Origin of the sequence: Pseudomonas sp. NPDC087803 (assembly GCF_044742995.1) — a bacterium.
GTDB lineage: Bacteria > Pseudomonadota > Gammaproteobacteria > Pseudomonadales > Pseudomonadaceae > Aquipseudomonas.
This window is the reverse complement of sequence record NZ_JBIUVO010000058.1, coordinates 23,464-34,118: the sequence shown is the minus strand read 5'-3', so window position 1 is coordinate 34,118 and position 10,655 is coordinate 23,464. Positions and strand designations below refer to the sequence as shown.

The 10,655-nt window shown below is 59.4% G+C and carries 6 protein-coding genes and 2 pseudogenes; 6 read left to right on the top strand and 2 right to left on the bottom strand.

Annotated features, from left to right (window positions below; translation table 11 throughout):
- From ACIOUG_RS21910 to ligD, 5 genes and pseudogenes are all read left to right on the top strand, one after another.
- Window positions 1-1,924: pseudogene (locus tag ACIOUG_RS21910) on the top strand (hypothetical protein); the annotation flags it as partial.
- Window positions 1,914-3,023 carry a hypothetical protein gene (locus tag ACIOUG_RS21905; RefSeq protein ID WP_401068612.1) on the top strand — a complete coding sequence of 370 codons (1,110 nt, stop codon included), beginning with the start codon at window positions 1,914-1,916 and terminating at the stop codon, window positions 3,021-3,023. The pseudogene ACIOUG_RS21910 and the gene ACIOUG_RS21905, both read left to right, overlap by 11 nt.
- 163 nt (window positions 3,024-3,186) lie before the next feature.
- Window positions 3,187-4,566 carry an iron-containing redox enzyme family protein gene (locus ACIOUG_RS21900; RefSeq protein ID WP_401068610.1) on the top strand — a complete coding sequence of 460 codons (1,380 nt, stop codon included), beginning with the start codon at window positions 3,187-3,189 and terminating at the stop codon, window positions 4,564-4,566.
- Between the two features lie 10 nt (window positions 4,567-4,576).
- Window positions 4,577-5,530 (top strand): methyltransferase, encoded by a 954-nt coding sequence (locus tag ACIOUG_RS21895; protein ID WP_401068609.1) that lies wholly within the window; start codon window positions 4,577-4,579, stop codon window positions 5,528-5,530.
- A gap of 17 nt (window positions 5,531-5,547) precedes the next feature.
- Complete coding sequence (ligD, locus tag ACIOUG_RS21890) at window positions 5,548-8,148, top strand: DNA ligase D (protein ID WP_401068607.1); 2,601 nt, start codon at window positions 5,548-5,550, stop codon at window positions 8,146-8,148.
- Here ligD and ACIOUG_RS21885 read toward each other — a convergent pair whose 3' ends face one another.
- Both ACIOUG_RS21885 and ACIOUG_RS21880 read right to left on the bottom strand, forming a co-directional pair.
- A complete protein-coding gene (locus tag ACIOUG_RS21885; protein WP_401068605.1) occupies window positions 8,149-8,571 on the bottom strand; it encodes a hypothetical protein in 423 nt (140 codons plus the stop codon).
- Window positions 8,572-8,638: 67 nt separating this feature from the next.
- Window positions 8,639-8,953 (bottom strand): DUF2388 domain-containing protein, encoded by a 315-nt coding sequence (locus tag ACIOUG_RS21880; RefSeq protein ID WP_401068604.1) that lies wholly within the window; start codon window positions 8,951-8,953, stop codon window positions 8,639-8,641.
- 560 nt (window positions 8,954-9,513) lie between these two features.
- Between ACIOUG_RS21880 and ACIOUG_RS21875 the strand changes: the two are divergent.
- Window positions 9,514-10,655: pseudogene (locus ACIOUG_RS21875) on the top strand (malate:quinone oxidoreductase); the annotation flags it as partial.

Genomic DNA, 10,655 nt, shown 5'->3' with positions numbered 1-10,655 from the left:
TATGGCGACGTTCAACAACCTGCCGGACTGGCTGGCCAAACTGAAAAAGATCGAACAACCGCAACTGCCTGCGCTCGACGACATGCCCGAGCACACCCGCGTTGTCGCGGCTGCTGTGCAGGACACCTACAGCCCGGCACTGAACCTGGGCCTTGACCGGGCGCTGGAAGGCTTCGACCTTGCGGGAGAGAAAATCCCCGACCTCGATGAACTGTTCCAGCGCCTGCCCAAAACACTGCGCTTGCGCCTCTTTGACGCGGCAAAAACCAGCGGCGTGACCTTCACCGTCGCCAGTCCCGCAGAACAGGCCGCGCTGCAAACCGCGATCAAAGAGCTGCTGCGCGAACGTGACTACCTGAAAACCCTCAACCGCGAACGCAACCAGCTCACCCACAACAAAAATCGTCCGGGCCACAAGACGCCAAGGGCGGTGGAGTTGCAGGAAGAGATTGTGCGCGTGCGGGCGCAACTGACCCAGGTGGAAGGACGGCTGGCGGCGGCGTTGAGCCCGATTGAAGAACTGCCGGACCGCTCGGCCCGGTTGTACGGCGCGACGCCTGCAAGAGCGGGGGTGACGGTGGTGTTTCCGCCGGCGCAGCAAGGGGAGTTGCGGAGTTTGTTGGGGAATATTCGGTTGGGGATTGGACGGCTGTCCAGGACCAGTCTGGTGAAGACGGAAGGGATGGGGTTGGTGGTGGTTTTGGTGCAGGTGGTGAATTTGGTGGGGGTATTCCGGGAAGTACGAAAGCAGGCTCGTAATGAGAGGGTATGGAAACCGTTTGCTGAAGCGGTTGCAGCTACTGGGGCAGCCGGGTTTACTGCGGCGCAGAGTCTTGCGGATACGGCGATGAGGGCTCGGAGCGCAGAATTGGTTGCAGGGCTTCAGCGACATGCCTTGTTGAACGTGCATGTACAGATGGGGAAGGTGCATGTTGGATTGGGCATATCCACTTACGGGCTTGGCCTATTGTCCTCGGCAATCAGCTTTAGAAAACAATACGAAAATTGGCAACAGGCAGTTCGCAGTGGCAATCATTCGGCGCAAGGTGCTGCCGAATTGGCCACACTAGGTGCCGGAGGAATGACTGCCGTCAATGCTTATGGTTTAGGCAACACCTTGCATGCGGGCTATACCGTCTTCACTGCATCAAATCGTAGCGCACGGATCGCAGCTTGGGCCGCCGCCGGTACACGTCTCTCCACGGTGTTCTTCCGCTTCAATCTTGCGGGGGCTCTATTCACCGTGCTCGAACTGAGCGGGAGCTGGTTGTTTAACCGTTACAACCTCAGTGCCCATGACAAATGGCTGAAAATCACGCCTTGGGGGCGGGATGCCGAAATGCGCGGTGACCACTCGCTGGAAGACTATCAGAGCTATCTGGCCTTTTTGATCCATGCGCCTTACGCACAACTTGGCCCAAATCCATACGACTCTTGGTTGAAAAACCTTCTGTTCAAAGCCAAGCCCAGCGATATCCATTTGGTGCTCCCCAGACTGACGCTGAATGATCTGCTGCCTCCTCTCGGCGGGAAAGCTACTCACCTATTGGGCATCGGCGCTCACCGTATTTCGATGCCGCTTCACAGTCGCGGAACCCCACGAGAGCGCAAGGATGTGGTCAGCGAAGAGATCCTCCGTAGCCTGCGCATCGTCAAATCATCAGCGGAAGGCTTGGTGCTTTGCCTCCAGTACCCGGCAGATTCCGATTCCGAATTCACCCCAGCCAAAGAAACATTGGAGTTGGCCGTTTGTTTTCAGAACCTGAACGACAAAGGTGATTGGACATCTCGCACCCGTATCATTCATATCGACCCACGGGGGGAGGGACACTTTGTAGTGATTGCTCTGCAACTGGTGAAAGAGAAACCACCGGTTTTGCTTGTTGAACCCCAATTTTTGGAGCAGGCCGATCATGCTGAATAATCCAGTAGAGCCGGTAGTTATCCCGCAAGTCGAGACACTTCGAAAAGCAGGGGATGTCGAGCCGTTTCCGAGTGGTAAGATCACCTATCTGTCCCCTTTACCCTTACCAACATCGATTTCACCTTATGGTCCACATATTGGTGAGCTGAATGATGTTTGCATGGATTTTGGGTTGGGGAAGCCAGAGGTTTTTATGTGGCAAATGACTTTGGGCGGGCCATTCAGCGTGTCTTTCTCAGTCGCTTTTCTCTTTCCATTGGTCGGCGGCTTTCTCGGACTGATGTTTGGAGATAGTTGGGACGAAATCTGGAGTTACATAGAAGGAATTTTTCAAGAGACAAAAGGACTTGCCATTGAAACCTGTTTTCTAATGCTGCTCATCACCCTCGGCGTCTGGCACCACAACCACAAAAAACGCGCCTCAATCATCCCAACCCGATTCAACCGCCAACGCCGCGAAGTCTGCTTCATGCCCGCCGGCGAAACCGAACCGGTCTTCGTCCCCTGGGAATCCCTCTCCGCCTGGATCATCGAAGCCCAGGGCGCCACCCAATACGGCATCCACCGTCAATACGGCATGGGCATCGGTTTCTACCACGGCGAAACCCTCACCAGCCTCGAATTCCAATGCGCCGCGCTGCCCCTCGCCATCAGCCATTGGGAAGCCATTCGCGGCTACATGGAGTACGAGGTCAACGACCTCAAATCGATTCAGGATCTGCAAGACCTGCAAGGCCCCGACGACCCGCCCCACGAAGGCCTGCACACTTTCCACAACGCCCGCGCACGCATGCATCAGCAGATTCGCGACGGTTCACGCACGCGGCTGTCCGGCTTCTTTTGGTACCTGTATCACGTCATGACCCTGTGGACGATTCCCAACCGCCTCGTCGAATGGGAAGTGCGCCGCCTCGAAAGGATCGGCAAACAGGCACTGCCCGAGGCCATGCGCCAATGGTCAGAGCCGTTGCCAGAAAATCAGTGGGCCAAGCCGAGTGATGAGTTGCTGCGGATGAGTGATCAGGTGCGACAAATTCATAAGCGCCAGCCACACAGGCCGATCACAGAGATTTTTGCAGAGGTGCAAAGAGTAGTCTGAACCTAAGGGATTTTCGATCGGCAGGCGGAGAGCGCATCAATTAGGCTTCGCCGTCCGTCAGGGCAATTTTCATGTCGATTGAATTTTTCTCCGTAGCGGTTGCTCTGCTGCTGTAGAGGCGTGAAACAACGCCCTGACCGGCCAACCGAGCGAGACCACTGACATGACTGCCCTGACCCCTTTGCATGCGCCGAGTGCGCAGCACCAGCCCATCACTGCCGACGGTGAACTGCGGCGTATTTATGAGGCACTGCTGCTCGAGGATCAGCCTGAAAATCTCGCCCAGGATTTTCTTGCTGAGCAGTTGCAACGTGCCGCACTGTTACCCGAAGCACTGCCGCAGGAGCCGTCTGCCTGGCAGGATTGGGTTGCCGAGAATTGCACCGATGTCGCCCGGCAATACGCCGACTACCTGCAACAACGACAGGTTGGCGGGCCGCGCCAGTTCTTCAGCAACAAGGCCCATGCGCTGTATTTTCTGCAGGCCGTGGCGCCGACCAAACTGGTAGATGGCGCGTGGCTTTATGGATTGTTGCGGCAATGGCGCGACCCGCGTTTCGACGGGTTGCTATGTACCTATCTGGAAGAACTCGGCGACGGCAATCCTGCGCAAAACCATGTGGTGATCTATCGCAAGCTGCTCGCTGAGCACGGCTTGCTGGACGCCAGCGCGATTACCGATCAACGCTATCTGCAAGGCGCGCTGCAACTGGCACTCGGTGCCTGTGGCGAAAGCTTGCTGCCCGAGGTGATCGGCTACAACCTCGGCTACGAACAACTGCCGCTGCACTTGCTGATCAGCGCCTATGAACTCAGCGAGCTGGGCATCGATCCGTACTACTTCACCCTCCACGTGACCATCGACAACGCCAGCACCGGCCATGCGCAAAAAGCCGTGCAGTCGGTGCTCGACCTGCTGCCGCTGGAAGCTGATCGTGGCGAATTTCTGCGCCGGGTGTCGCTGGGCTATCGACTCAACGACCTGGGGCAGGGCAGCCGCGCAATCATCGAAGGTTTCGACCTCGAGCAGGAAGTGTTGGCGATGCTCGAGCGCAAACGTCCGTTCGGCCAGCACATGCATTCCGACTACTGCCGCTTCGAAGGCAAAACCGTCAATCAGTGGCTGGCCACCCCCGAGCAACTGCCCGGATTTCTTCAGGCGATGCAGGACAAAGGCTGGATCAAGCGCCATCAAGACCCGCAGGCCAGCCGCTTCTGGCAATTGATCGACGGCGACGGTGCGGCGATGTTCGGCGTGTTCAGCCCCTATGAAAAGCAGCTGCTGCACGACTGGATTGCCGGCGACTGGACGCCGTCCGAGAAAGCCCAGGCGCCAAGACGCACTCGTCAGGTCGCCACCCCGGACGCCGCCGTGCCCGAACACGATCCCGATGTACAACGCCTGACTGCCGCGCTCCGTGGTCAGGACGGGCATGCACAAATGGCGACGCTGATCCCATGGTTGTCACCGGCCCGGCACGCCCACCCGGCGGGTCTGCTGGCGACACGTCGCTTCATCGAACTCAAATCCAGTCTGCGCTAAGGAAATCCCCATGAATCAGGAAGAACACCTGTCTGCCAACGACCTGACGCTGCTGCAACTCGGCCGGCGCTTGCAGGCTGACGGCTACCGTTTCATCACGCCGACGCCGCTGACCCATCAGCGGGTCAACCAGCGTGACGAAGGGCAGGCCGCCGATACCCTGCGCGATGTCTTCGGCTGGTCGCGCCCGTTTGAACCTGGGTTGTTGTCCGCCGATGAGCAACGGCAATTGCAGGATGCACAGGTGATTGACGTCTACGATGGCCGCCTGAAGAGTCGGGTGCGCTGGTCGAGTCTGGATGACTTGCTGTTCGTGCATTCGGGCTTTCCCACCGACGCCGCCGACTCGGTGTTTTTCGGCCCGGACACCTACCGTTTCGCACAGTTGATTCACGCGCATCTGCAGCAGAGTTTTGCGCCGATCCAGCGTGCCGTGGACATCGGCTGCGGCGCTGGTGTCGGCGCAATCCTGATTGCCCGTGCGCGGCGTGAAGCTCAGGTGCTGGCGGTGGACATCAACCCCGCCGCGCTGCGCCTGACTGCGATCAACGCGGCATTGGCCGAGGTCGCCAATGTCGAGGTGCAGACCAGCGATGTGCTGCAGGGCACCGAAGGCAGCTTCGACCTGATTGTCGCCAACCCGCCGTACATGGCCGACCCGGCCGGGCGCGCCTATCGGCATGGCGGTGGCTCGCTGGGTGCCGGGCTATCGCTGCGCATCGTCGAGCAGGCACTCAATCGGCTGGCGCCGGGTGGTTCGTTATTGCTGTACACCGGCGTGGCGATGGTCGATGGTCGCGATCCGTTTTTCGACACGATGGTACCACGCCTGGATTCAACGCGATTCGGCTGGACCTATCGCGAACTGGATCCCGACGTGTTCGGTGAAGAGCTGTTGAACCCCGGTTACCAGCGAGTGGACCGGATCGCCGTGGTCGCGCTGACCGTGACCCGCATTGGCTGACACAAGGCAGGTGCGCCATGACCAGAAACCTCGACGACTACGACCGCATGCGCGACTTTTCGGCGACGTCGGAACCCGCCGCCGTCAAACGCCGTGGCCGCAGCAAGGCCAGCGACCATGCGCTGCAGTTCTGCATCCAGAAGCATGACGCTTCACACCTGCATTACGACTTTCGCCTTGAGCTCGATGGTGCGCTGAAGAGCTGGGCGGTGCCCAAGGGGCCGTCGCTCGATCCGCAAGTCAAGCGCCTGGCGGTGCACGTCGAAGACCATCCGCTGGACTACGCGACGTTCGAGGGCAGCATTCCTGAAGGGCATTACGGCGCGGGCGACGTGATCGTCTGGGATCGTGGCGTATGGATCCCGCTGGAGGATCCGGCCAAGGCCTATGCGAAGGGGAAGCTCAAGTTCGAGTTGCAGGGCGAGAAGCTGTCCGGCATCTGGAATCTGGTGCGCACGCACATGCCGGGCAAGAAAGAAAACTGGTTTCTGATCAAACATCAGGACAGCGCCGCCCGCCCACAAGACGACTACGACGTGCTCAGTGCAGAGCCGGACAGCGTGCTCAGCGAGCGCACCCTGATCAGCAAACCCAAGCTCGCCGCCGAGCAAGTCAAACCCGTGAAAAAGGCCCCGGCCAAACCGCGCAAAGCGGCATCCGGGACGCTCACCGGTGCGCGCAAGGCCAAACTGCCGGCGCAACTCAAGCCGGAGCTGGCGACTCTGGTCGACAGCGCACCCGAAGGGCAATGGAGCTACGAGATCAAGTTCGACGGTTACCGGATCATGGCGCGCATCGACCACGATCAGGTGCAACTGTTCACCCGCAACGGTCACGACTGGACGCACAAACTGCCGCAACAGGCGCAAGCCCTGGCCGCGCTGGGCCTAGAGTCAGCATGGCTGGACGGCGAAGTGGTGGTCACCAACGAACACGGCGTGCCGGACTTTCAGGCGCTGCAAAACGCGTTCGAAGCCGGGCGCAGCGGCAACATCATGTACTACCTGTTCGACATGCCGTATCTCAACGGCGTCGATCTGCGTGAAGTGCCGGTCGAGGAGCGCCGCGCCGCGTTGTCCACGGTACTCGGTGGGCATGAACAGCCGTTGCTGCGCTTCTCCGAAGCCTTCGACGAAACCGCAGACGCACTGCTCAACAGCGCCTGCCAGATGCAGATGGAAGGGCTGATCGGCAAACGCCTTGGCTCGCCTTACGTGTCGCGGCGCAGCAGTGACTGGATCAAGCTCAAATGCAAGCATCGGCAGGAATTCGTGGTCGTCGGCTATACCGATCCGAAAGGTTCGCGCAGTGCGTTCGGCGCGTTGCTGCTGGGCCTGCATGATCGCGACAGCGGCGAGTTGCGTTACGCCGGCAAGGTCGGCACCGGGTTCAACGAAACCACACTGAAAAGCATCCTCGCCCAGCTCAAGCCGTTGCAGGTGAAAAAGGCAGCGGTGGTCAACCCGCCGAGCGGCTTCGACGCCAAAGGCGTGCATTGGCTCAAACCGAATCTCTTGGCAGAGGTGGCGTTCGCTGAAATGACCAAGGACGGCTCGGTGCGTCACGCGGTGTTCCATGGGTTGCGCAATGACAAACCGGCCAAGGCGATTACCGAGGAGCGAGCGAAACCCGTGAAAACTTCAGCGAAAGCCACCGCGTCAAAAAAGACCGCTGCGTCGAAGAAAGCCACTGAGCCGAAGAAAGCCGAAGCGGCACCGTCACAGTTGGGCCTTGCCAGCGGCAAGGTGCGCATCACCCACCCGGATCGGGTGATCGATGCGGTCAGTGGCACGACCAAGATGCAACTGGCCGAGTATTACGCCAGCGTTGCCGAGTGGATCCTGCCGCAGCTCAAGGATCGCCCGGTCGCACTGGTGCGGGCGCCGGATGGCATTGCTGGCGAGCTGTTCTTCCAGAAAAACGCCGAGCGCCTGGCGATCCCTGGCATCAGCACACTGGACAAGGACATCACCGGGCAACCGGTGATGTTGATCAACAATGCCGAAGCGTTGATTGGCGCGGTGCAAATGAGCACCGTCGAGTTGCACACCTGGAACGCCACCACGGTCGATCTGGACAAGCCTGACCGGTTTGTTCTCGACCTCGATCCGGACCCAGCGCTGCCGTGGAAGAGCATGGTCGAAGCCACTGCGCTGACCCTGACCGTACTCGATGAACTGGGTCTCAAAGCGTTCCTCAAGACCAGTGGCGGCAAAGGCATTCACTTGGTGGTGCCATTGACCCGCAAGCATGGCTGGGATGAGGTCAAAGACTTCAGTCATGCGATCGTCAGTCATATGGCGAAACTGTTGCCGGAACGCTTTTCCGCGGTGTCCGGGCCAAAAAATCGCGTCGGGCGAATCTTCATCGACTACCTACGCAATGGTCTGGGCGCCACCACCATTTGTGCCTACGCGGCGCGCACTCGCGAGGGACTGCCGGTGTCAGTGCCGCTGTTTCGCGAAGAGGTGGCAGAGATCAAGGGCGGCAATCAGTGGAACATCGGCAATGTCCATGAGCGCCTGAGCGAGGTGGGCGACGAGCCGTGGGCGGATCTGAAGAAAACCCGCCAGAGCATCACTGCCGAGATGCGCAAGCGAGTCGGTATGAAACGCTGATCAAGTGTCACGCAGCAAGTCGTGGGCGTTGAGCAGTTCGAAGGCGATTTCCGGGTGGTTGTTCAAGCCCCGGCGAATCGCCGCCGGAATCGACTTGCGCGTTTTGCGGCAGAGCCCCGGCAGGTCTCCGATCTGAATCTCGATGCCGAGCATGCTGCGCACTTCATGGAAGCCCGGGGAGATTTCCACGCGCAGGCCCAACTGCTCGTGCATGCGGTTCTGCAGATGCCGCAGGTCGGCGAGGTCTATGGGTTGTTCGAGGCGTGCCAGAAGAATCTTTTCCTGCTCGCGGGTCAGGCGCAGGATGCGCAGATCCGTGCCGGGCGTTTCCAGCAGCGCGTCGCGCCCGCAATCGCAGGCACCGGGCGGGCAGGGGGAGCGCAAAGGCGCAGCAGGCGCAAGAGTCGTCATGGCGTCCATCATAGAGGCCGTCGGACAATTTTGCCTATGCGCCTTGCGTTGCCATCCATCGGCCGCAGCGTCCCTGCAACTACTGATTCAGGCCTTCGTAATGCACCAGAATCGCGTTGGCGAGGTCTTCATCGCTGGCATTCAGGCCGGGGTTGTCGTGCCGGACCTGTTGCAATACTGATTCAAGATAAACCCCACGGATCGCCCCGCCGCTGGCGACGAACGCTGACAGGTCGTCGCGCGCCGGGATCACCATTTTGTGATCCTTGAAGGTCGAGTACAGCGACGCGGAAACCCCCGCCGACGTGGCGACGTCTTTGGCATCGACACGGGCCAGGGCCGAGCCGACGGGGAGGCACAGCAGGAGAGAAGAAATGAGCACTAACTTGCGCATGACGGTGTTCCTCCACAAGCGCGAAGCAAAAGGGAAGTACTACATAATGTGAGAGGTGTGCAAAAGGAGGGAGTTCCATCGAAGCACAGGACTCAGTGAGCGCCTGTTGACCAAGGCACCTGGTATTAACTGTAGACCCGATTTGCCGGCAAACCGCGTGATTGGCTGAAATGCTTCAGCCAGACTCGGCGCAGGGTCATGTTCCGCCCAGATCAGCCGATAATGCCCAGAGCGGAAAAAGACTCTCAAGTCGGGAACAGACGCGCGGGTTTGCCCTGACGTGATATTCTTCGCGCCAACTTGGTTTGACCTAATTCAGTTTGCCTGCCGTTTGGCAGGCTGACGGAATCCCTGTCGCTCAAGTAGCTGAAGCCAATAATGATAAAAAGTCAGTTCAGAAGGGACATTAACTGAGGTCGATGCGGTACGTCGGCCTTGTGTGCCCACCCGTCAAAATTGCAGTGTGAAGGTGCTCGCGACCCTGGCCTGAGTGTCGCGGAAAAAGGCGCCCACACGTACAACAGCGTCGGGCGGAAGGCGTTTTATCATAGGTGCAACAGATGTTTAAGAAAGTGAACACGGCCTTGCTCGGGCTGGCTTTGGCGATGGGGATGTCTTCCGCCAATGCTGCAGAAGCAAAGAAAGTCGATGTACTGCTGATCGGCGGCGGCATCATGAGCACCACCCTGGGTGTGTGGATCAATGAGCTGGAGCCAAGCTGGTCGATGGAAATGGTCGAGCGCCTGGACGGCGTCGCCCTGGAAAGCTCCAACGGCTGGAACAACGCCGGTACCGGTCACTCCGCCCTGGCTGAGCTGAACTACACCCCGGAAGACGACAAAGGCAACGTAACGATCCCGAAAGCCGTCGAGATCAACGAAGCGTTCCAGGTGTCCCGTCAGTTCTGGGCCTGGCAGGTTCAGCAAGGCGTTCTGAAGAACCCTCGCTCGTTCATCAACACCACTCCGCACATGAGCTTCGTGTGGGGCGATGACAACATCAAGTTCCTGAAAAAACGCTACGAAGCGCTGCAAGCGAGCCCGCTGTTCGCCGGCATGCAGTACTCCGAAGACCCGGCTGTGATCAAGAAGTGGGTCCCGCTGATGATGGAAGGGCGTGACCCGAACCAGAAAATCGCGGCCACCTGGAGCCCGCTGGGTACCGACATGAACTTCGGCGAAATCACCCGCCAGTTCGCCGGTTACCTGCAGACCAAGCCTAACTTCGACCTGAAGCTGTCGAGTGAAGTCGAAGACATCACCAAGAACGCCGACGGTACCTGGCGCGTCAGCTACAAAAACCTGAAAGACGGCACCAAGACCGAAACCGACGCCAAGTTCGTGTTCATCGGTGCTGGTGGCGGCGCTCTGCACCTGCTGCAGAAGTCGGGCATTCCTGAAGCCAAGGAATACGCTGGCTTCCCGGTCGGCGGCTCGTTCCTGGTGACCGATAACCCGGCCATCGCCGAGCAGCACCTGGCCAAGGCCTACGGTAAAGCTTCGGTTGGCGCACCGCCGATGTCGGTTCCGCACCTGGACACCCGTGTTCTGGACGGCAAGCGCGTCATCCTGTTTGGCCCATTCGCGACCTTCAGCACCAAGTTCCTCAAAGAAGGCTCGTACCTGGACCTGCTGACCAGCACCACCACCCACAACATCTGGACTATGACCAAGGACGGCATCAAGGAATACACGCTGGTCGA